This window comes from Erwinia sp. 009765445, from assembly GCF_058137865.1.
In genome coordinates this window covers 1-22392 of sequence record NZ_JBYUWC010000007.1, presented here as the reverse complement: position 1 = coordinate 22392, position 22392 = coordinate 1, and the positions used below count along the sequence as shown (strand labels likewise).

Genomic DNA, 22392 nt, shown 5'->3' with positions numbered 1-22392 from the left:
TATTGACATAAAAAGGTTTCGTTCCGCATGAACGGATCGCCCTGTTTACGTAAACAGTCGCGTATTGTTGAGCGTTTCGTTCAGACATCGGGAGACGATCTGATACGGCGTAAATTATCAATGCTGATAATTTTCACCGCGAAAAAACTTCAGCGCTGTGCAACTAAAAAATTATTTTTCACTACGTTAAGGAAGCCCGCCGTTGGGATTCATCAACAGAAATGCTAAATTATTTCCCTTTATCTGCAGGCATCAAAATTCGCAGGCAGGCATCAATCCCTTGTTTTAACTGGACCTTATTTGCGGCAGAAAGTTGCTGGTAACGCTGGATAGCTCCCTGCGCTGAAGCCGGGTCAAACTTTATCTTATCTACAGCATAGGAGGAATTTTCATTGATGATCACTTCCTGCAGCTTTTCTTTAAACTCTCCGGCTGAAGCTGGCTCGCCCATATCATTAATGACCACGCAGACGGCAGCATAATAGTGGGGGTCCTGCTGATGTGGTCTGAAGGCCAGATAAAGCCCGACAGCAATAAGCAGCAGGAGGGTAACAGCAATGGTGAGTCTGGTTTTCATACGGTCGGTTCAGAGTGCTGAAAAAAAGTGCAGGGAGCTTACCTGCCTGCCCGAGGAACTGCCAGCACTAAATCCTTCGCGGCCAGGCCATATCGGCATTGACCAGATGCAGGCCGGGCGCCGTTTGCCAGAGGAGCGCTGGCGCTGGATCAGAACACCCGTCGACATGCGCAGCTCTCGGTCGATATGCTGCTGCGTTATCTCGAAAAGGGCGAAGCGCCGTCCGGGGATGAGGGATAAGGTGAAATTTATGATCTATACCGAAGAGAATTATGGCTGAGGGCAGTATCAGAGGATAACCCGCCAGCAGTAACCAAATCAGGTCACGCCAGTCACGGCCACCTAATCAGGTCACCGTCCGGATTACGCTCAGCTTACGCTGCCGCTGTTCGCTCCAGACGGTGAACAGCCCCGCCGTCGCCACAATGACCGCGCCAGTTATCGTACTGGTGGTGGGCAGGCTGTTGAGGAACAGATAGCCAATCAGCATTGACCACACCAGCGTGGTGTAGTCGAACGGTGCCAGCAGCGAAGCATCAGCATAGCGCAGGCTCAGGGTGATCAGGATTTGCGCCATCCCGCCAAAGAAACCACAGCCGATCAGCAGCAACAGCTGAGTGCTGTCCGGCACCGCCCAGCCAAATAACACCGTGGTCAGGCCAATCAGCATGGTCATCAGCGAGAAATAAAACACGATCGCACCAGGCCGTTCCATGCCGTTTAAAAAGCGAATTTGTACGGATGATACGGCGGTGCAAAGCGCGGCCAGCAGAGCAAGAATAATCCCCAGCCCGGCACTGATATCCACCCTATGGCCGGAGAGCAACGAACCGCCTTCACTCAGATGCGCCGAGAGCATCACCAGAATGCCGGAGAAGCCGACAATCACCGCCAGCCAGCGGGAAAAGCGTACGGTTTCCTTCAGCAGCAGCGCGGCCAGGATTACCGTGAACAGCGGGGCGGCATAGCCAATGGCCGTGGCATCCGTCAGCGAAATATAGACCAGCGCGATATAGTTAAAATACATTCCTCCGGTGCCGGAAAAGCCGCGAATTAAATGGCCGAACAGGTTGCGGGTTTTCAGCTGCGGCAAAATATTGCCCTGTAACTTCAGCCAGAACAGCAGCGGAAACAGCGCGACAAATGAGCGGAAAAAGATCACTTCACCGGTAGGAATATTGCCTTTCAGCCCTTTAACACAGGCCAGCATTAACGTTGCGCACAGTGCCGCCATTATTTTCAGCAGCACGCCCATTCTGGAATTCATTATTGACCTTCATTCTGATTGCCGCAGCAGTATGCTCTCTACCTTAGAACGGGCTGCAGCAGGATGGTCATATAAAATGCATATCGCGTGACAGGGTTTCCCTCTTATACAACATGGGGTGCGGCTTATATAGTCGCCCTCTGTTAATGACAATAAGGTCGGGGAACTGTTGATGAAACTGAAGTTACTGTCTTGCGCCATGCTGGCAATGCCACTGGCGATGGCTTTCTCTTCTGCACAGGCGGATGCCCTGTCGGATATTCAGGCACGCGGCCAGCTGAACTGCGCGGTCTATTCAGATGTTCCTCCCTTTTCCTCGCCGGACCTGAAAACCCGTCAGTTGGTCGGGATGGATGTGGATTTATGCGGCGCGCTGGCGAAGCAGATGGGGGTAAAACTCAATCTGATGCCGACCTCGATTGAGGCCCGTATTGCCGTTATTGCCACCAATCGTGCTGATGTGCTGATTGCCAACCTGGCCTATACCAAATCACGCGGCAAGCAGATTCAGTTCAGCGATCCGTACTACGTGGCGAAAGAGATGCTGGTGGTGAAAAAGCCGAATGTCGATAAAACCCGCGCCGACTTCAAAGGCAAACGCATCAGCGCCACCAAAGGCACCACCTCTGAACAGTCCATTTATCTGGCCGGAGCCAAAGCGATCACCTTCCAGGATGCCGCCTCAGCGTTTCTGGCGCAGGAACAGAATAAAGCCGTGGGCTTTGTCACTAACACCATGACCGGCATCAAGATGATCACTCAGGCCGGCAAGGGCGGTATTGAGCTGGGGATGATCAAAGAACCGATGGCGCTGGAGCCTATTGGTATTGGCATGAAGAAGGATGAGCCTGCCCTGCTGGCGAAGGTTAACAGCAGTCTGAAAGCGATGGACGATGCGGGCACTATCGATCAGATCTGGGATAAATGGATCGGGCCGAATACCGAATACAAGATGGTGCGCGAAGAGAAGGTGCAGCCGTTGTCCAGCCTGAAATTCGAACCTCTGGAATAACCCATGACGATGCTGTTTCGCGAGGCGCCTTCCGGCGCCTTTATGCGGTTTGCCAGTGGCGGCAGCGAGGTAAAAATCTCCACGATTGGTACCCGCGCCTGGCTGGTGGAAGCGCCTGGTGAGTTTGACCTGCCAGCCCAGCGCCGCATCTGGTCAATGGCCGCTTCACTTCAGCCCCTGGAGGAAGTGGCTTCTCTCATTCCCGGCGTCACCAACCTGCTGGTGATCTTCCACCATACCCCGGCCGATTATGAAGCCACGCTGCAGCTGCTGAACCGTCACTGGCAGCAGGCGCAGTCGGTGCATCCTGAAGGCAAACTGATTGAAATTCCAGTAATTTATGGCGGTGAATACGCCACCGATTTGGCTGCTGTCTGTCAGCACACCGGCCTCTCCGCCCGGGAAGTTATCCATCGTCATATGCAGGGCAACTATACCGTTTTTGCCTTGGGCAGCGCCCCCGGTTTCGCGTATCTGCACGGGCTGGACCGTGCCATTGCCACCCCGAGAAAAAAAGTGCCTTCGCTGCATATGCTTAAAGGCACGGTCACTATCGGCGGGGCGCAGGCTGGCGTCTCGGCGCTGACCGGCCCCAACGGCTGGAACGCGATTGGTTTTGCCCAACTGGAGGTCTTTGACCCGCTGGCTGACTCCCCCGCGCTGATGGCACCGGGCGACCGGGTAACCGGAGTGACATTATTAATCTGACCACCCGCGGGAAAGAGGCCCTGGCGCGGTTGGGTGAACCCGATCCAGATATTTTCTCCGGTAAAAAGCGATCTTCTTTTTCATCGCCTCTGCGGGAACACTCTGTTCGCCAGAGCGAAAAGCGCTGAGAGGGGGTGAGACATGCAGCTTTATCTGTGTGAGAAACCGTCTCAGGCGAAAGATATTGCGCGGGTTCTCGGCATCAGTAAACGGGGACAGGGATTTATCAGCGGTGGCAATATCACCGTCACCTGGGCCATTGGCCATCTGCTGGAGCAGGCCAGCCCGGATGCTTATGGCGAACAGTTTGGTAAACCCTGGCGGGCCGATGTGCTCCCGGTTTTACCTGATAACTGGAAAATGGTGGTCAAACCCCAGACCCGGGATCAGTTTACGGTTATCAGTAAGTTGCTGAAGCAGGCCGGAGAGGTGATTATTGCCACCGATGCTGACCGGGAAGGTGAGGTTATTGCCCGTGAGCTGCTGGCTTATTGTGGATATCGTGGCAAAGTACGTCGGCTATGGTTATCCGCGCTGGACGAAGCCAGCGTCCGGGAGGCGCTGGCCGGTATTCTTCCCGGGGAAAATACGGCAAAACTGTATGACGCCGGGCTGGGGCGCAGCAGGGCGGACTGGCTTATCGGCATGAATCTGACCCGCCTTTATACTCTGATAGCTCGTGAATCCGGTGTTTCCGACGTGTTGTCTGTTGGGCGGGTTCAGACGCCGACGCTGGCCATTGTGGTTAACCGTGATAAAGAAATCGCTGATTTTGTCCCGGTCCCATGGTGGCAGGTGCAGGCTCTGCTTGAGAAAGATGGCGTGCGTTTCAGCGCGATCTGGCAGGCGGCGGCGCAGTACTGCGATGATGAAAAGCGCTGCGTGAATCAGCAGGCGGCGAAAGCCGTTGGACAACTCTGCCAGCAGCAGAAGGGCGCAACGGTACTTGAAGTGAGCCAGAAGCGCGATAAAACACCGGCCCCGCTTTGCTTCGATCTGGGAACGCTGCAGCAGGTCTGCTCCCGTAAATTCGGGATGGGGGCTAAAGAGACGCTGGCTGTCGCCCAGTCATTATATGAAACGCATAAAGCGACGACCTATCCGCGAACCGACTGTGGTTATCTTCCGACATCGATGCAGCAGGAAATTCCTGATGTACTGACCGCCGTCACCAAATCCGATCCGTCAGTTGCACCGGTGCTGACCCAACTGGACCGCGGGTTTGTCTCCCGGGTCTGGAATGATAAAAAAATCACGGCACACCATGCCATTATTCCCACACGCCAGGCATTTGATCTCTCGCGCCTCAGCGCGGATGAGCTGAAGGTTTATCAGCTTATTCGACAGCATTATTTTGCGCAGTTTTTGCCGTTGCAGGAGTCTGATGTGACCGACGCCTCTTTTAACATCGGCGGGCAGTTGTTCCGGGCCAGAGGGAAAGTCAATGTTGTCATGGGCTGGAAACTGTTATTTCAGAAGGACCATCAGAATGAGCAATCTGAAGATACCAGTGATAACGATGCCGACATGGCGCTGCCACCGTTAAACAAAGGTGACAACTGTATTGTCAATGGCGCAGCGGTGGAAGACAAAAAAACCAGTCCACCACCCCCGTTTACCGAGGGAACGTTGATTGCTGCGATGAAAAATGCTGCCAGTTTTGTCAGCGACCCGAAGCTGAAAAAAGTGCTGCGTGATAATGCGGGACTGGGAACCGAAGCGACCCGGGCCGGGGTACTGGAGACGCTTTTCTCCCGTCATTACCTGGAGAAAAAAGGCAAACATATCCACGCCACGTTGCTGGCCAGGGAACTGATAGCGGCGTTGCCCGAAACGCTGACCAGCCCCGGTATGACCGCGCTGTGGGAACAGGCGCTGGATGATATCGCTCAGGGGAAAATGCCGCTGGATACCTTTATGCAGAAACAGCTGCAGTGGACCCGCCATCTGGTTGACAAAGGGAGGAGTGATACAGTGAAGATTACCGCGCCTGTGACACCACCCTGCCCGGTTTGTAAGGGGCCGACCCGCAAGCGTAAGGGAAAGAATGGTGATTTCTGGGGATGTATTCGTTATCCGGAGTGTAGCGGTATTATTGCAGGGAAAAATGGCGGGAAGGGCCGGAAAACCGCGCGGGGCAAAAAACCGGCAGCAAAGACGAAAGCGGAATTCTCTGCACCGCAATAATGGTTTTGGGTACACCAGGGCAGTAAGTTCTGCTATTGTAAACCCGCTTTGATGCAAAGGTACCCCGCAGGCTACGGGGCTGTCACGGACTTTAACGGGATCTGATGATAGCCTGGCCCGGCAGGCAGTGAATTGTACGTTCCGACTGGCCTGCAAGACGCATACACTCCGTGAAAACCGCGTCGGGATAATGTCCTTAATCCCCGGAGAATGATGAGACACCGCAGGTTCTGGTACTGGCCATAAGGGCGTCGGCAACGGCGCCTTTTTTTATTCTGCAACTCGCAGCAGCACCTCCTCTGGTTTCAGGTTGACATTCTCGCCGGGCAGTTTAATGATGGTCGTGCTTAATTGTCGTTTTTACGACCACCAATGTTTCAGCGGTCTGTGAGAAACGCCTTCGGGTGGCTGCAAAAGAATTCTCCCGTAGCCTGAAAGGGAGAGCATATTGAATGTGGTACATCTGCGCACCTTTGAAAGCAGATATCGCCAGTACATGCGCACTATGACGCGGCGATGAAGGTTTCTTAATGACTCACCAGACAGTCGGAATTTAGCTGATTCTGACTCCCCGACGGGAAAAACACTCCCGTCCGGGCAGATGTTTTCTCCGTCGTATCTTATTTTTACCTCCATGGAGAAAACATCATGTCTGCAAATAATCCTGCTTCCGGCAAAACGGAATATTTCAACCTGACCATTAAAGGTCTGGGATATCTCAGCAATATTCGCCAGGTCAATCTTCAGAACGGCTCTTTTCTCAGTTGTGTGATTAACGCGCTGAGTGGTCCGACGGATAACCCGGTATATGTTCGCTTTGATGTTTCCGTTGCCGGCAAAGAAGCGACCAGCCTGATTGGTCGCTGTCAGAAAGCCGTTGATGAGGATAAAAAAGTCCTTATCGGCTTCACCTTAAGTAATCCGTCCACGGATATCTTTACGCTTAACAAAGGCGATCATGCCGGCGAGCAGCGTGTCAGCCTGAAAGCCCGCTTAATAAAAGTGGACTGGATAAAAATAGGCCAGGATATGGTTTATAAGACTGAAAAACCGGACTCCATGCCGCCTCAGAACGGTACTGCTCAGCCCGAATACGCTGAAAATTCTTTCTGAGTTATTTTTACCCTCACCTCCCTGAATAACGGACCTTCCTTCAGGGAGGTCTGTTTTCTTTATTAAGGAAACACATCATGAATAATTCAACAGGAATTCTGGCAGCAGAGTCCGGTTTTACTTTACCTTTGCAGGTGCTCAAAAGCGGTCGCGGTTATTATATCGGTACGGCAAATCATGAGGGACCTGTTTCCCGTGAGTCTGAAGAATACTTCAGTACCCATAAAAAAGCGGTTCAGGCGTTCACCACTGGTGCCTGGACTCAACGTGAGTGGGCATAAGGAGAGAGCATCATGGCTTCACGTGGAATTAACAAAGTCATTCTGGTTGGAAATTTAGGCCAGGATCCTGAAGTGCGCTATATGCCCAACAGTAACGCAGTGACCACGCTGTCGATCGCGACTTCAGAGAGCTGGCGCGATAAGCAAACCGGCGAAATGAAAGAGCAGACCGAATGGCACCGTGTTGTGCTGTTCGGCAAACTGGCGGAAGTGGCCAGTGAATATCTGCGTAAAGGCTCACAAGTGTATATTGAAGGCCAGTTACGTACCCGTAAATGGCAGGATCAGCATGGCCAGGATCGTTATTCTACCGAAGTGGTGGTCAACGTGAACGGTAGCATGCAGATGCTGGGTAGTCGTCAGCACTCGGGCAGCTCCTCCTCTCAACACCAGGGCTCTCAACAGCAGGGATGGGGACAACCTCAGCAGCCTGTATCAGGTGGTCAGCCGTCCCAGGTTGGGCCGTCGTCAACCGGAAGCTCTGCTGCCGGCATGCCGATGGATTTTGACGACGACATCCCCTTTATCGGGTGTGGCTATGGCGTTAATCGCGTGACCATACACGCAATCTGACAGGGAGAATATTGTGCCTACAGTATTAAGGATCGGCGCTTATCGATTCTACTTTTACAGCCATGAACCTAATGAACCGGCGCATGTCCATATTGATAAAGGCAATGCAACCGCTAAAATATGGTTACATGATATCAGTGTCGCGCGTAGTGTGGGATTTGCTTCGCACGAGCTTCGTGAATTACAACGTCTGGTTAAAGAATATCAGATAACACTCCGGGAGGCCTGGGATGCTTACTTTACAAAGTGAGAATGATATTCGCGTAATGAATGTCTGTATTGATGATGATCGCCTGACTGTTGATCTCATGGATGGACGCAGTATCTCTGTGCCCGTTGCCTGGTTCCCGCGTCTTGCTGCTGGTACAACTGAGCAGCGACAAAACTGGGAGCTGTGTGGTGCTGGTTATGGTATCCACTGGCCTGAACTGGATGAGGACCTGAGTACCGAAGGGCTGCTTCGTGGTGCTAAAGGTGCGATTCCACGACATTAACCGGTGTAATTTGACAAACAGAACGCTGACCTTACTGTCGGCGTTTTTTTTCATCTGTGGAAAATCAGTTGTTAATTGAGTGAATGCGGGGGGATTTCGCACAGTGAGGCCTGTTAATCACTGTAAAGGAAACCCCGGATGAAATTTCAACCCCGTTATAAGACCCTGTCTGTTGTTCTGCCGCTGCTTTTACTGGCCGGCTGCTCCTCTCCACCTCAGAAACTACAACAGCGTGAAGCCGCTGTACCCACGCCTTCCGTGGCTGTCACCCGCAATGTTCAGACCGTCGCGCCTGATGAATATGCCAGAACGCCGGAGGTGGTGCGTTATGACCGTTATCTGCTGGTCAGCACGGATCCGATGGCTGCCCAGCGCGATCCGCTGTCGCAGATTATTGATATACGTATCCCGTCATCCCTGCATCCGACAGTGGCGGATGCCCTGCGCTATACCCTGAAGCAGTCCGGCTATTCACTTTGCGCCACGGGACCGGCAAACGGTGTTCTATATCGCCAGCCACTGCCAGCCGTGCAGTATCAGCTGGGGCCCATGCGCCTGCGTACCGCACTGCAGGTGATGGCTGGCCCGGCCTGGCAACTGGAGGTTGATGATGTTCAGCGAGTGGTCTGCCACAGTCTGCGTGACGGGTATCAGTTACCGGCCAGTCAGTTACCGCCTGTCCAGGTTCCCCGGAAGGTACCCACCCCGGCTACGGGAGGGTTTCTGAAAAAATGAGCGAAAAGAAAATCACTGAGTCTGTTCCCGCCGGGGAAAAGAGGCGTCTGTGGTCATGGTGGTCTGCTGCCGGCGTCTGTCTTTGTCTGATGATGGCAGCGGCCGGCTTTGTATTGTACGTGCTGGTCAGCGGCGTGACTGACCTGGATACGCGTCTTTCACGTCTGGAAGCACAGGATAATACAGCCACAACCAGCACGATGTTATCCACTCTTCAGTCGCAGGTCTCAACGCTGCAGGCCGGGCTGGCCGATAACCAGCAGCGCGTGGCCGCACTACAGAAAGAGACTGAAGCCCGGACCGGGCCCTCGCAGGAACTGGCCACTCTGCAGGCATCTGCAGCACGGCTGCAACAGGCGCAGCAGGAGATGGAGACCCGGCTGAGTGCGCTTGCTGACCAGCTGAATGCCCTGAAAGCGGTACCGGCTGCTGCGACTCCGGTTCCGGAAAAAACACCGACAGAAGTCAAAAAACAGTTACCCGTTAAACCCCGTTCGACGGCTGTTGTTGCACGTCATGCGCCGTTTGTGCTGACCGGCGTGGAAAGACGAGGCGCGGAGTCCTGGGCGGCGGTGGCCCCCCGCGGTTACCACAGCCTGTCGCAGATAGCGCTTATCGGGGAAGGGGAAACGGTCTCCGGCTGGACGCTGGTTCGTGCCGGTTACAGCGAAGCGACTTTCCGTGTCAACGGGCGCCTGACTGCCCTTAAGGTGGAGTAAGCCATCATGCAATTGAAACTGACTTTTCTGGCGCTGGTCATGCTGAGTTCGCAGGCTCTGGCGGGCACAGATATCTCCGTCGTTGAAAACTCGCAAACCACACAGAGCCAGACGCAGTCCCTGCAGCAGAAAGCTGGCGAATGGGGGCTAAGCCCGGAGGATTACCAGCGGTATCAGCAACTGATGAATGGCCCCAGGGGGATTCAGTCCCCGGGGCTGGACCCACTCTCGGCGCTGGGGATTGAGGCCCGCACGCCGGCAGAGCGCCGTCAGTATGCGGAAAAATGGGTTAAAGAGGAGTTTGCCCGTACGCAAAAAGAACTGGATTTCCAGCGGGAAATCAATACGGCATGGCAACGGCTTTATCCGGACAGACTGCCGGTGAATCTGGGGAATGCTGCCGGTGTTGCCCGGGATACCGGGGGGCGTCTGGCGTTGTTCGTTAAGTCGAAGAACTGTCCGACCTGCGATGCGCGGCTGTCTGCGGTGCTCAGTGACAATCGTCCGGTTGATATTTACCTGGTCGACAGCGAGGGGAGTGACGATAAGTTACGCCAGTGGGCCCGTGCTCACCGTATCCCGGCGGAAAAAGTCCGTTCCCGCCAGATTACGCTGAACCATGACGGTGGCCGCTGGCTGCGCTTTGGCGACGGAATGATGCCGGTGTTGCTGCAACAGGGAGAAAAAGGATGGCATATCGCCGCATTCTGATCGCCCTGATGCTGGCTGTAAGTGGCAGTGCAACGGCAGCAGGTGAGACTGTACCGGAAGGGTATATCCGGGTGGCCGTTGCGCATGGAGTACCGCCGGAAGCGCTCTATTCTGTCTCGCTAACGGAAACCGCTATGGCACCACGATCAATTGCTGCGGTGGTCAGGCAGAAGACAAATCTGCCTGCGGTGAGTCGTCCCTGGCCGTGGACGATTAATGTGGCGGGTAAGGGATACCGCTACGCCAGCCGTCTGGAGGCCTGGCGGGCACTGCAGGTTTTTATGTCACGCTATTCCCTTAAACGTATTGATGTCGGTCTGGCTCAGGTAAACCTGGGCTGGAACGGGCATCACTTTGTGTCGACCTGGGCGGCGTTTGACCCGTACACCAACCTCAATGCTGCAGCCAGCATTCTGCGCGAGTGCTGGGAGCGTAAACCGGGTAGCTGGCTGGATGCGGCCGGTTGTTATCACCATCCGGCGGGTGGGCAAGCTGCAGCACGATACAAAACTATCGTGAAACGTCATCTTGTCCGTCTCAGCGGCACGCCCCGCCAGTCCTCTTTGTTGCCGCCTTCTTTATTACCGCAGACAGTGGCAGCCATTGCCCCTGAACCTGGTTTTATCTGGACTGAGCCCGGGAGTGAACCCTGATGAAAAAACTGTTTTTAATGATGTGTCTTTTTCTGCCCCTGACGGGCCATGCCGGACTGAACGTCCTCGCTGACCTCGGCGGGGAGGATGCCACGCCTTATTTTGACGGCATTAATAAACAACCCGGCCTGCCGGAGGCGTCACCGGCAACCCCGCCAGTTTCTGCGATGGCAGCAATGTTTCCGATCAGCACGCCGGAGATGACGCCGGGGACGGTGGAGGATCGTCCGCTGCAGTTGCCGGGCATTGGTGCGCTTTTCCTTATCGGTGATGACGAACAGTCACGGTACTGGCTGGCGGAGAATGCGCAGGCGCTAATTGCCCGACATGCGGCAGGCATGATTGTCAGTGTTGACAGTGCGTCGGCTGTTGAGTCATTGCGGGATCTGGCTCCCGGTGTTCCGATGGCGCCGGCATCCGGCTCTGAGCTGGCCCGCCGTTTGCAGTTACGGCATTACCCAGTGCTGATCACCGATACCGGATTGTCCCGACAGGTGCGGCCGTGATGAGCGCACTGCAACTGAGTGCTGCGCTGTTGGTCAACCCGTTGCCGGCCCTGCTTCTGGCGGCGCTGTTTATCATGGTGATGCTGCGTCTGAGCTTTCGCCAGCGGGAGAAAGCCAGCGTTCGTCGCCACCGTCGCTATCAGGCTGCGGCGGCACGGGTGCTGGAAAAACTGGGCACTCTGCCGGGGGACGGCCAGCGTATGCGGTACCTGCGCAAAATTAACCCTTATGTATTTGAGGAATTGCTGTTGCTGGCGCTGGAACGACAGGGGCTGACGGTCGTTCGTAATGCGTCTTACAGCGGGGATGGCGGCACTGACGGACAGGTCATTATTGATGACGAATGCTGGTTGATCCAGGCCAAACGCTACAGCCGGGCGATTACACCTGCCCATATTCGCGACTTTGACCAGCTTCTTGAACAGCGTACCTGCTGCGGTTTTTTCATTCACACCGGGCGGACCGGACACATGAGTCGGGCGGTCTGCTCCACCTCTCCGCGTCTTTTTATCATCAGCGGCCAGCGCTTGCTGGATCTGCTTGCCGGCCGACATGGCTGGCTATCAGGTTGTTCATATTTTCAGAGGACATCTGTATGACATTTTCTTTACAGCGTTTACTGCGGACCGGCTGTCTCAGCCTCGCCCGTTTACTTTTTTTGTGGCCAGCGTTACTGACCGGAGCCGTGATGCTGGTGATGGCCTTCCTGTCGTATCAGGGGGGCGTCACATCGCGGCTGGATTATTACACGTATGAGGCTGCCCGCTGGCGCAACGCGCCGGAAGGGAGCCTTATGGTGCGGCGCTGTATCGATGCCGCTACGGACAATGCCGTATTCCCTGTTGCACCGCTGAGCGGGGATGAGTGGCGTGTGATGGCAGCAAGGGAAACTGACTGCCCGACAGTGGCGGAACCGTTTGAACAGGCAGCTGAAAACGATATCCGTGCATTACACCTGCTGATGAAAATTGTTCTGGTGATCAGCGTTTGCCTGGAACTGTTTATGACGGTTCGTGCTCGTAGGGGAAGGGGGCACAGTGGCGCGGTGGCGCATGTTCGCATGGCAAAGGGCGGCGTCCGTATCGTCAGGGAGGAAGATAATGAGTAACCGCTACGTGATTGAAGCCCTGCTGCGTCCGGCGGTTGAGCTGAATACTGCTGTCGTGGCCGGTATGGCGGCATATGTTTGTGTACAGGCTCCCTGGGCTGTGGCGCTGGCACCTTCAGTCAGTTATGTGACCGCGTCTGGCTTCGCGGTGTTATCCGTTGTGCGTGCCCGGCAGGGGATGAAGATCCTTCGTTATCGCCGCAATCTGACCCGGCTCCCCCGCTACGTCATGAGCGCCGGACAGATACCGGTCAGCCTGCCGCCGTTTGCCGATGCGCATAAACTGGTTGAAGAGGGACTGGCGGCACATGCCGTTGATGAGAGCGATCTCCCCGATATCGATGCCGACAGCGACGGAGAGGGTGAAGACGAGGATAAGCGGGATATTCTCGGTGAGATGGAGATTTCAGCCCGGATGATGATAACGGGCGGCGATCCGAAAGAAGAAACCGAAATGAAGCGTGCCGACCGGGCTATGATCCGTGAAGCGCTGCTGATGGCCGCGCATGCAACATATAAAGAAGGGAGGCAGATGCTACCTTCTGACCTGCAGAAAGCGTTATACAGCATTGCCGGTGATGACAGCGATGAGGGGCAGAATGTCCGTAATGCCCAGCGTAAGGCGAAAGCCGCAGAGATGGCGGAGGCGCTGGGGATGTTCACTCAGGAAGGCAGCTTTGAGGCGGAGCTGTTCAACCGCGAGGGGGAATTGTGGCCTGAAGCGGATGTGACCCTGGTGGATCTCGGTCATCTGGCGCGTGAGGGTTATGAAGCGCAGATGGCGCTGACCATGGTGTCAATGACCAACATGATTAACAATATTGCGGAGCGGGATCAGTATCTCGGCCGCGATATAGTCTTCGCGGTGGATGAGGCGCATATTGTGACGGTTAATCCACTGCTGTCGCCGTATATGACCAAAGTGGTCAAAATGTGGCGAAAGCTGGGGGCCTGGCTGTGGCTGGCCACGCAGAACCTGAAGGATTTCCCGGATATTGCGGAGAAAATGTTGAATATGGCGGAATGGTGGATTTGCCTCACCATGCCACCGGAAGAGGTGAAAGACATCAGCCGGTTCCGTGCACTCACACCTGAACAGGAAGCCGTGCTGCTTTCCGCCCGTAAGCTGTCAGGTTGCTATACAGAAGGGGTGGTGCTGGCCAAACGTATTGAGGCGCTGTTCCGTGCTGTTCCCCCCAGTCTGTATCTTGCGCTGGGCATGACGGAGAAAGAGGAAAAGGCGGAACGCCGGGCGCTGATGCGTGAGCATCACTGTAGCGAACTGGACGCGGCGAAGCTGATTGCCCGTAAACTGGACCGGTTGCGCGGACTGACTGACGCACACGACGAGGAGAGCACAGCAGCATGATGACGCTGAAGTATCCGGTACCCTGTGCCTGCGGTAATGACAGCCCGGATAACACTGTTTTCACCCTGCCCCCGCAGGGTGAACCCGGGATATCAGTGGTGACGCAGGCTAATCTGCAACGTCTGAGCGAACACATCCGACAGCGACTGAACGGCCCGGTGACCGTTACCTGTCACCCTCATCGGGTGGGCCTGAGCAGCTGTGTGGCGGTGACGGTGGAGGGCAGACTCCGCAGAGCGGTTAATATTCTTATTACCGTTAGTGGGCAGGGAAGCTGGCCGGCAGAGGAGGAGTACGAACATCCCCGCTGGTATATTACCGTGACGGACGCGGCCGATATGCTCTATCTGGTGCTTTGGTTAGGTGATATATTAGACTAAATTTTGAATAACTTGATGGTTTGGCCATTCTCCACTGGCCTACTATCAGGCGACAATGGCGGCGGACTGGCGGAGAAATACCGGGTAGGTGATTAGGAACCAAGTCAGTCAATGGTAAGGAATTGGTATGGCTTTATTGGATGTAATAAAAGGCTGTTGGTCAGCAAAAGAAACTGGTGCTTCGATTAATGAACAACAGGGAGTCTACGATACCTTAACGCCGAAAATAATTACTGATAGCAGTGTTGAACCTTATTTTGATGCGCTGGATTTTGCTTTTTCTAAATCAGATGTGAAAAATATTGCTATTACTGGGCCTTATGGTGCAGGTAAAAGCACAGTTATTCTTTCTTATCTTAAATCTCGCCTTAAAAAAGATTTTATCAATGTGTCACTTGCTGATTTTTCCTTATCAGGAAAGAGTGAAAAATCAGAATCAGAGAACGTAGAGATTGAATTAAGCATACTCCAGCAGATCCTGTACAAGGAAAGTAAAGATAATCTTCCTGATTCACGTATTGATCGGATTCAGAATAGAAATGAAAAACACATTCTTTCTCTGTTCGCTACTGTATTAACAGTGGTTGGACCGATATTATTGTTAGCTGTGACGCTTTTTCCTAAAAAAATCCTGTCCTTATTTAGGGTAGATGAAGTTACGCTAAATGCGATCATTGATGCCTATCCAGCACGGTTGGTATTTAGCGCTGTTATGGGAACGGTTGGTTTGTTTTTTATTGTTCGGGCTGCTTCCAAAGCCGGTATTTTCGATAAGAAAATCAAGCTTAGCAAGATAGCATTTCTTCAGGGCAGTGCCGATATAGCATCCCAAGATACTTCTTCACTGCTTAATAACTGCCTGGATGAGATTGTCTATTTCTTTTCCCGTTCACAACATAAAATTGTGGTATTTGAGGATTTAGACAGGTTAGGTAATGCCGAAGTATTTGTTAAGTTAAGAGAGATTAACCAGATAGTTAATAATAATATCCAGGGTGAGCCGGTTAGATTTGTCTATGCCTGCCGGGATGATATTTTCCTTGGCGCAGATATCCGGACTAAATTTTTTGACTTTATTTTACCAGTAATCCCGGTGATGGATTCCCGGAATGCCTACACTCATTTGAAGAACAAATTAAATGATTTTCCGGCCAATGAGCAGGCGCTTCTTAAACAGATGTCGTTGTATATAAGTGATATGCGCTCTTTGCAAAATATTGTCAATGAGTTCAATCTGTTCAAGAAGGTGGTTGATGATAACAGGAATCAGGCGAAGGTTTTTTCACTTATCTTTTATAAGAACATTTACGCACAAGATTATAACTTGACGGATAAAAAATCCGGTGTTCTATATTCATTTATTCATGACTATCGTCTGCGTAAGCTACATGAAAATTATTTCATTAGTCTGGATGAGCGATTGCAGCAGCTTAATGCTAAATTAGCAAAGATAAAAAATGAGTCTGCTACCTCTGATGCCGATGTGCGTAAACAAATTATTAGCCGCTTTATTTCTCCGGAGTTGTGGTCAATTGTCCATTTCTCTGAAAGAGAGAATTACTGGCAAGGTTCTGGCGTGACTAGAGCGGAAGACTTATATAAAGACGAAAATAAATTTATTGCCTTTTTTAGTAAAAAAGTACAGTTATACATAGGGTATGGGACTAACAATAATTCAAAGTATGTTCTTATTGATATTAGTACGATAATTGAAGAATATAACCGAAGAGTTGAAGCTATCGCCAAAGATAAAGCCGCAGAATATCAAAAGACCGTCAGTGAAATTGACGAGGTTAGGGAAAATATTCGTACTCGGAATTCCATCTCACTGGCCGAATTATTAAAATTGATTGGTTGGGAAAGATTTAAGACGATTGTTGAGGGCTATATTGAAAAATGTGACGATCGCACTATTATTGACCTGGAGCAGCTGGAAACTATCCGCAATGGATTCCGCTTTGGCGGCTTAGAGGCTCTTTATTACCTGTTGACCAATAGTCATATCATGCAGGATTTCATGATGTTCCGGTCTGTCTTTCATCAGGGAACTATCTCTGTTAATGATAATGACTATATCAAAGCCGTTGGTCGTCATATGGGTTATGAAGAAGTAAACCAAAATTTCTTACTGGACAACCCCAAAGATGTGCTGGCGGAATTGATTGGCCAGCGTTATCAATATCGCGCTGGTGCTATCCACCATCAAATCGTAGCACTATTGCTCGATAGCCGTCATAACGTTGACACAAAAACTTTGTCTGAAATGGTTGCGATGATATTTCAGCAATCCTCTACAGATATTCTGGCTATATTTAATGTTTTAGAGTCCAGATTTGTTGATGCCGAATATTTCACCCAGTTAGTGATCTTTTCCTTGGGAGATAACCGCTATCTGGATAAGATGATCGCGGTGATTGAGGAACAGGAACGCAGCAGTATCGTCACGTCAATTGTTACGAAGATGATAGCTTTAATCTCACCTGAGATATCAGCCAATCAGAAAAATTATCGACAATTCATTGTCGAGCAAGGATTTAGTTTGATTTCTTTTGTGGAAGATAGCAATCTTCAACTATTTCTTAACAATATCAAACTTCTTGGTGTTATTTACCAAGATATTTCTTTACCGATCACTCCCTCTGAAACTCAGGCATTAACCTTTATCGCCGAAAATCAGATGTATACTCTGGATAAGAGAAATTACAGAGTTATCGTTGCTGGATTGTTACAATATGAAAATATACCTTGCGATCGGGTAGATGAGCTGCCGTGGTCATTACTGGAGAAGTACCAATTATCCAGCGTAAAAGAGTACGTGAATGACAATGTAGATATTTTTGTTCGGGAAATATTTATAGGTTCCAAAGAAAGTAGTGAGGCTATTGTATCGGTGCTTACCCACCCAAATTTAAGTGAAGAACTTAAAATTGTTATACTGAAAAATATGCAATTCACTGTGGCGGATTTACATGGTTTTCCAGAGCATATTGATGTTGATATGGATGAATTATCATACCATGATCTATTCTACCGCTACGATCGCGTAGCACCGGGTTGGGATGCTTTATTAAATTATATTTGCGAAGGGTGCAATCTTGAGATATTAACCAAGTATATTGAAGAACATGCTCAGATTTTGAGCCAAAAGGAAGTGGGCTTGGTTGATGGGGATCGTTATGATCTTCTTTACATGAAAGTTATTTGCAATGATAAGCTCAGTGATAGTGCATATTCCTCAGTGTTAAAACCAGTTTATATTAATATTCATCATTGGGATGAAAGGTTGAGTCTGGTTAACTTTCTGCGCCTGATAAAAAATAGCAAAGTAGAGTTGGATACAGAATCCTTTAAACAGGCAGTGCAATGTTTCATTTCGGACACTGCTAAGGGAAGTATTGAACCATTTGTACTGTGGTTTTCTCAATTTAAAGAAACCTTTTTCTCCGATACAGATTATTATCTTCGGGATGAGCATGACGATACTTTTCTTGAGGAAATGTTGGTTGCTATTCATAACTCCCAGTGCTTCACTTTTTCGGAAAAAGCCACGCTGCTGTTCAAATACCGTGAGCGTTACCATGAGTCCTTCCTTGATGAGCTAACTATCTCTAACGAAGGTTTACTCGCTATAATTGCGCTTTCTACTGATGATAATTTTTCCATGAATCTGATAGCCAGGCTGTTAAAAAATGGCTATCGCAGTCGAGTGGAGATCGCACGTCTGGTGGGCAGGCTTGAAGAAAAAGAATTCTCTAAGATATTTAATCAAAAAAGCGCAACACTGAATCTCAGTAATGGTCAACAAGCGGAGCTATTCCTGTCTGCTTTACAGCAAGCTGGTCTTATTAAGAAATGGTCACTTCGGGAAGCAGGCAAATATCACGTACACTGCTGTTATGAAGAGGATGAGAACTACATTGATTGAGAATAAGGGCAACTGCCTTCTCCCGTTTCTATGCGGACGGGAGAAAAGGAGCTGTTCTGCATCTGAATAGCGCCACAAAAAGCAAGTTATGTGTTGTCCTACGGCAGCTACATGCTCATGAATGGCAAGTATAGAGGTATCAGGAACGGCTATATTAGCAGTTGTAATTAGCAGGACATGACATTTACTGGTAAAAGGCAAGCTCAGCGTAACACCAGTAATTAATTTTTATTTTTGGGTTTTTAGTTTTTCGATGTTTTATTGAGCGTTGGGGAGCACGCTGTCAGGCGATTCAGTCTGATGGAGTCTCCCTAATGAAATTACGCAATTTTCTCCTTCTGCCGGCATTGTTGCCGGTGTCCGTTCTGGCCAGCACGGTGGTATATACCGACAGCCAGCACTTGCCTGAAAATCTTTCCCCGGATGTCGTGGTTGTGTTGCTGGATGAACCTGAACGCCTGCAGGCGAAAGTGTTTGGCCAGCTTCCGGCTGACCCGGAGCTGGCAGCAATGCAGGCCAGGCAGGTGATGTCCTCCCCTCAGTGGCAACAAAAGCAGCAGCAACTGGTCACGGCATATCGCCAGGTAGGCCCCTTCGCTGGAACTCGTTTTAGGCTCCAGTACCGCTGATCTGGTGATGTTGAGTGGTTTAGACGCTCTGCTTTACTGGGTCAGCGTCAATATGCCGGACTATGCGGAAGGCGTTCCGGATCAGGAACCGATATTTCTGTCCCGCAATCATCTCGCATTACTGCGCGATGACATCCGCAACGGCTGGTTCTCGTCGTACAACAACGATCCGACCTACGGAGAGATGTTCTGTACCGAGTTGCAGCTGATTGCCGTGTGGGCGGAATACTGCATCCGTACGCTGGATATGGAGCGGGAAAGTGTTTTCCTGTTTGCGATCTGGTAAGTGCTGATTCGTCTTAACTCTTCAGCGGTGCTGTAACGCCGCCTGAATAACACCAACCCGGCAGGGAGACCTCCTGCCGGAGGCCCCTGTCTTTCAGGAGTGCGAATATGCTGCGTTTTCACGGAAAAGACCTTAAAGCTGTTTTGACCGAGTCCTTAAGTAACGACAGGCCTGTGGTACTCACCTGTGACGTAACCGTGTCTTTGTCCGTTCAGGATGGCGAACGTTTCCGTTCGCCCCCCGGACGTGAAGACCAGTTACGGCACCAGGCATTTGCAGATGGCTGTCATCCCGACAGGGATCAGGGATGGGCTACGCTGGCCCCTGTGCTGGTCGACAATGCTGTTTTCACTAAACCTCTCGTCCTGACGGAAGGGCGTATATGGGACATGCTGACGAAGAATCATCAGCTCACTCTGATGCTTTCAGAGAACGATATTGCGGTATACAGCGGTGAACGGCGTTATGTGCCAGTGGCCGGTTACCGGGATCTGACGGACAGGCTGCATGTGACAGCCTCCGGGCATTTTACTGCCTGCAGCAGTCGCAGCGAGCTGAAGTGCTGGCGTATGACAGCATTGCGGTTGCTTGAGGATGCTCGTCCCGTTGTGTGCCGTCATGCCAGACCTGCAGACCATAACCGGTTTTTGATTGCCGCCCATCATCTGCAGCGCCGGACAGAATGTGTTTCACCTGACGGGGCGCTGCTGCTTCTGAGCGCCTGATTTAACGACCACCCGCCTGCGGCGTGCCTCACACCCGCAGGGGAGGGGCACGCCTGTTTTAAGGAGTGCTCCATGAAAACTGATAACCGCAAAACCACTGCCACGGTTTGTAAAAAGCCGGCGGCATGCAAAACCTCCTCCTCCGGCAAACGTCGCCAGGCAGGAACGGCCGCGACGCTCACTGGCAGCGGCGATATTTATCGTCTGGTCACTGACCGGATAATTGTCGCGCTGGAAAACGGTATACCCCCCTGGCGACGGCCGTGGTGAAACGCGCAGCAGAGGATAAACACCCTGATGCCGGTCAACTCGCTTACCGGCCGGGACTACAGTGGCGTGAATGTTCTGCTGCTGTGGCTCGCGGCTGAAGAGCGCGGTTTTACCAGCGACCGCTGGCTGACATACAACCAGGCACAGGAGGCCGGAGGTCAGGTCCGCAAGGGCGAAACCGCCACGCTTGCGGTGATATACCGCGACTGGACAAAGCAGGCAGAAGACAGCAACGGCAATAAGCTGTTTGATGCTGACGGTAAGCCGCAGATGGAAACGGTGCCGATGTTGCGCTAGTTTCCTTTGTTCAATGTTGAACAGTGCGATGATCTTCCCGACCAGGTATGTGGCACTGCCACCGTCACCCGGCCGCAGGAGGATTTCGCTGGTGTCAGTCCGGCACAACTGCAGCAGGTCCTGTCGGTGGTGAATGCCACCGGCGTGCAGTTTTCACCCCGGCCGCAGAACCGGGCGTATTACCGTGCCGCCACAGACCAGATAGTGCTGCCCCTGACATCGCAGTTTGATGCTGAGGGTGACTACTGGTCAACGGTGCTTCACGAGCTGGTGCATGCCAGTGGCCATGCGAAGCGACTGAACCGTGAAGGGATAACTCGGGCGTCAAAGAAATTTGGCGACCCGGTGTATGCCTTCGAGGAGTTGATAGCCGAAATTGGCAGTGCCTTTCTGTGCGCACATCTCGGGATAACCGGTGATTTGCAGCATGAAAGTTATGTTGACGGATGGCTGTCAAAACTGAAATCCGACAAAAAGGCGCTGTTCAGTGCCTGCCGGCAGGCCCGGGAAGCGTCGGAATATTTGCTCGCGCCACTCAACCGTCAGGCTGAAACGGCGTAATTAATCTACCGGGTGACGGCAGTAATACAACCGTCACTCTCCCGTGAGGGCATTGTTCCTCACGGGACGATGCCCTCTTTTTTTATTGAAAAAAGGAGTATCAACTTATGTCTGAATGGTGCCAGAACCGTTTTGAAATTACCGGTAAATCTGTCTGTATCGATGTGTTGTTGCAGTGGATAAACGGTGCAGACACGCCGCGTTATCGCCACGCAATACTGCAGAGTATACAGCTGTTCCTGGCAGGGTGTGCGGGGATACTGAAACCGGTGCGAACTGTCTCGTACATCCCCTTTCAGGGGCTGGTTCGTCATGGTGTCGGGCAGTCAACGGCCGCTAACCTTGCGTTTGAGCAGTGGCTGGAGCTGCTGCAGAAAGACGTGGCGCTGGATACGGAGACTATACGCCGGATTGACCGGCTGTATCACCAGTCCTGCCTGGGGGCGCTGAAGTGGGAAAATATCCCTCAGGCGTCACGGGACATCATGGCTATGCTGATGAAAAGGCAGTATGCGGACTGGTTCGGTCTGGCCGGCCTGAACGATGAGCCTGATGCTGCGGTTTGCTGGGAACGTCTGCGGGAATACCCGGAACGGTCGCAGCCCTGCGATATGCTGATGGTTATTCCGACGCGGCTGGCCACAGAGCTTAATGGCTCCGGTGGGCTGCTGACGGGAGTATCCACAACGTTGAGCTTCTACAGCCGCATTTACGGGATGGAGTGGCCAGCCGGGCATAATGTAAACCTGCACCGCCATGCCGCTAACGGGTTAACGTTGCGGCTGGATTCTCCATGGTATCCGCCGTCAGGTGAGGTGGTGGCCGGTATTTCCGCTCTCTTTGAGTGTGAAGTGCGACATACGTACAGCGAACCGGTCAGCGGCCTCAGTGGTTATGACTGTTATGACCTCGGGGCGCATGTGGATGGCCACCAGGGGTTGCCGGTGGACACTCTACAGTCCGCGCCGGCTCGGTATCTGGTCAGTAGTGAACAGCCGCATCCTGAGCCGGAGACGGCTGGTTACAGCGAAGTCCGTGGATAACCGGTTTCTGACCATTTAACCGCGCTGCAGCCTTCACCGGCTGCAGCTTTTTTACCCTCAGGGGAACACTGTTCTCCTGCCCGGGATACGTGTTCCTCTTTTTTATGGAGAATGCGTATGGCCGGTTTTATTGACCATGAAAAAGCGTTTATCTCACTTTTTAATCAGACCGCACGATATCATCACTGTCAATACCATTCAAATAGTGACCCACCCTGCCAAAGTAAAACTGACCCACCCCTGTCAGTGGTTAGCCAGAAACG

23 protein-coding genes and 3 pseudogenes are annotated in these 22392 nt (G+C 52.1%); 24 read left to right on the top strand and 2 right to left on the bottom strand.

Translation table 11 applies throughout. The annotated features are described in order from the left end of the window. Positions 1-229: 229 nt before the first annotated feature. Both AC3Y5R_RS08945 and AC3Y5R_RS08940 read right to left on the bottom strand, forming a co-directional pair. Positions 230-577: a hypothetical protein gene (locus AC3Y5R_RS08945; protein WP_489921030.1), complete on the bottom strand. Its 348-nt coding sequence runs from the start codon at positions 575-577 to the stop codon at positions 230-232. A gap of 346 nt (positions 578-923) precedes the next feature. Next, on the bottom strand, positions 924-1844 hold the full coding sequence (locus AC3Y5R_RS08940; protein WP_489921029.1) for a DMT family transporter: 921 nt from the start codon (positions 1842-1844) through the stop codon (positions 924-926). Positions 1845-2016: 172 nt separating this feature from the next. On the opposite strand from AC3Y5R_RS08940, the gene AC3Y5R_RS08935 reads away from it, so the two are divergent. From AC3Y5R_RS08935 to AC3Y5R_RS08820, 24 genes and pseudogenes are all read left to right on the top strand, one after another. Further along, complete coding sequence (locus AC3Y5R_RS08935; protein WP_489921028.1) at positions 2017-2856, top strand: transporter substrate-binding domain-containing protein; 840 nt, start codon at positions 2017-2019, stop codon at positions 2854-2856. Between the two features lie 3 nt (positions 2857-2859). Next, entirely contained in the window at positions 2860-3564 is a 705-nt protein-coding gene (gene pxpB, locus AC3Y5R_RS08930) for a 5-oxoprolinase subunit PxpB (protein WP_489921027.1), read from the top strand. After that, positions 3540-3692, top strand: a pseudogene (locus AC3Y5R_RS08925) (AcaB family transcriptional regulator); the annotation flags it as partial. The gene pxpB and the pseudogene AC3Y5R_RS08925, both read left to right, overlap by 25 nt. A 13-nt stretch (positions 3693-3705) precedes the next feature. Next, a complete protein-coding gene (locus tag AC3Y5R_RS08920; protein WP_489921026.1) occupies positions 3706-5751 on the top strand; it encodes a DNA topoisomerase III in 2046 nt (681 codons plus the stop codon). A gap of 648 nt (positions 5752-6399) precedes the next feature. Then, the gene (locus AC3Y5R_RS08915; RefSeq protein ID WP_032191372.1) at positions 6400-6864 is read left to right on the top strand and encodes an STY4534 family ICE replication protein; all 465 of its coding nucleotides are present in this window, start codon (positions 6400-6402) and stop codon (positions 6862-6864) included. Positions 6865-6941: 77 nt separating this feature from the next. Then, entirely contained in the window at positions 6942-7145 is a 204-nt protein-coding gene (locus tag AC3Y5R_RS08910; RefSeq protein ID WP_032191374.1) for a hypothetical protein, read from the top strand. 12 nt (positions 7146-7157) lie between these two features. Beyond that, on the top strand, positions 7158-7718 hold the full coding sequence (locus AC3Y5R_RS08905; protein ID WP_032191375.1) for a single-stranded DNA-binding protein: 561 nt from the start codon (positions 7158-7160) through the stop codon (positions 7716-7718). A 13-nt stretch (positions 7719-7731) separates the two neighbouring features. Further along, entirely contained in the window at positions 7732-7968 is a 237-nt protein-coding gene (locus AC3Y5R_RS08900) for a DUF4160 domain-containing protein (RefSeq protein WP_016190698.1), read from the top strand. Beyond that, positions 7949-8212 (top strand): DUF2442 domain-containing protein, encoded by a 264-nt coding sequence (locus tag AC3Y5R_RS08895; RefSeq protein ID WP_032191376.1) that lies wholly within the window; start codon positions 7949-7951, stop codon positions 8210-8212. The genes AC3Y5R_RS08900 and AC3Y5R_RS08895 overlap by 20 nt, the downstream gene beginning before the upstream one ends. A gap of 138 nt (positions 8213-8350) precedes the next feature. Further along, positions 8351-8947, top strand: coding sequence for a PFGI-1 class ICE element type IV pilus protein PilL2 (gene pilL2 / locus AC3Y5R_RS08890; protein WP_032191377.1), 597 nt, complete (start codon positions 8351-8353; stop codon positions 8945-8947). Then, positions 8944-9666 (top strand): hypothetical protein, encoded by a 723-nt coding sequence (locus AC3Y5R_RS08885; RefSeq protein ID WP_033567099.1) that lies wholly within the window; start codon positions 8944-8946, stop codon positions 9664-9666. The genes pilL2 and AC3Y5R_RS08885 overlap by 4 nt, the downstream gene beginning before the upstream one ends. Before the next feature lie 6 nt (positions 9667-9672). Further along, complete coding sequence (locus tag AC3Y5R_RS08880) at positions 9673-10377, top strand: TIGR03759 family integrating conjugative element protein (RefSeq protein WP_032191379.1); 705 nt, start codon at positions 9673-9675, stop codon at positions 10375-10377. After that, entirely contained in the window at positions 10356-11030 is a 675-nt protein-coding gene (locus AC3Y5R_RS08875) for a lysozyme family protein (protein ID WP_123828783.1), read from the top strand. Before AC3Y5R_RS08880 ends, AC3Y5R_RS08875 begins: the two co-directional genes overlap by 22 nt. Next, positions 11030-11536 carry an integrating conjugative element protein gene (locus tag AC3Y5R_RS08870; protein ID WP_162122441.1) on the top strand — a complete coding sequence of 169 codons (507 nt, stop codon included), beginning with the start codon at positions 11030-11032 and terminating at the stop codon, positions 11534-11536. The genes AC3Y5R_RS08875 and AC3Y5R_RS08870 overlap by 1 nt, the downstream gene beginning before the upstream one ends. After that, complete coding sequence (locus AC3Y5R_RS08865; RefSeq protein ID WP_489921025.1) at positions 11536-12135, top strand: restriction endonuclease; 600 nt, start codon at positions 11536-11538, stop codon at positions 12133-12135. The genes AC3Y5R_RS08870 and AC3Y5R_RS08865 overlap by 1 nt, the downstream gene beginning before the upstream one ends. After that, the gene (locus tag AC3Y5R_RS08860; RefSeq protein WP_116523494.1) at positions 12132-12644 is read left to right on the top strand and encodes a hypothetical protein; all 513 of its coding nucleotides are present in this window, start codon (positions 12132-12134) and stop codon (positions 12642-12644) included. Before AC3Y5R_RS08865 ends, AC3Y5R_RS08860 begins: the two co-directional genes overlap by 4 nt. 250 nt (positions 12645-12894) lie before the next feature. Next, positions 12895-14013: pseudogene (locus tag AC3Y5R_RS08855) on the top strand (conjugative transfer ATPase); the annotation flags it as partial. Continuing rightward, complete coding sequence (locus AC3Y5R_RS08850; protein ID WP_489921024.1) at positions 14010-14393, top strand: acetyltransferase; 384 nt, start codon at positions 14010-14012, stop codon at positions 14391-14393. The pseudogene AC3Y5R_RS08855 and the gene AC3Y5R_RS08850, both read left to right, overlap by 4 nt. A gap of 127 nt (positions 14394-14520) precedes the next feature. Further along, positions 14521-18318 (top strand): YobI family P-loop NTPase, encoded by a 3798-nt coding sequence (locus tag AC3Y5R_RS08845; protein ID WP_489921023.1) that lies wholly within the window; start codon positions 14521-14523, stop codon positions 18316-18318. Positions 18319-18632: 314 nt separating this feature from the next. After that, positions 18633-18947: a DUF1525 domain-containing protein gene (locus AC3Y5R_RS08840; protein ID WP_489921022.1), complete on the top strand. Its 315-nt coding sequence runs from the start codon at positions 18633-18635 to the stop codon at positions 18945-18947. A gap of 7 nt (positions 18948-18954) precedes the next feature. Then, positions 18955-19233 (top strand): hypothetical protein, encoded by a 279-nt coding sequence (locus AC3Y5R_RS08835; protein ID WP_489921021.1) that lies wholly within the window; start codon positions 18955-18957, stop codon positions 19231-19233. 197 nt (positions 19234-19430) lie between these two features. Then, positions 19431-19958, top strand: coding sequence for a DUF3085 domain-containing protein (locus AC3Y5R_RS08830; RefSeq protein ID WP_489921020.1), 528 nt, complete (start codon positions 19431-19433; stop codon positions 19956-19958). Between the two features lie 72 nt (positions 19959-20030). Then, positions 20031-21086: pseudogene (locus AC3Y5R_RS08825) on the top strand (ArdC family protein). Positions 21087-21193: 107 nt separating this feature from the next. Beyond that, positions 21194-22129 (top strand): DUF1281 domain-containing protein, encoded by a 936-nt coding sequence (locus AC3Y5R_RS08820; RefSeq protein WP_489921019.1) that lies wholly within the window; start codon positions 21194-21196, stop codon positions 22127-22129. The last annotated feature ends 263 nt before the right edge of the window (positions 22130-22392 follow it).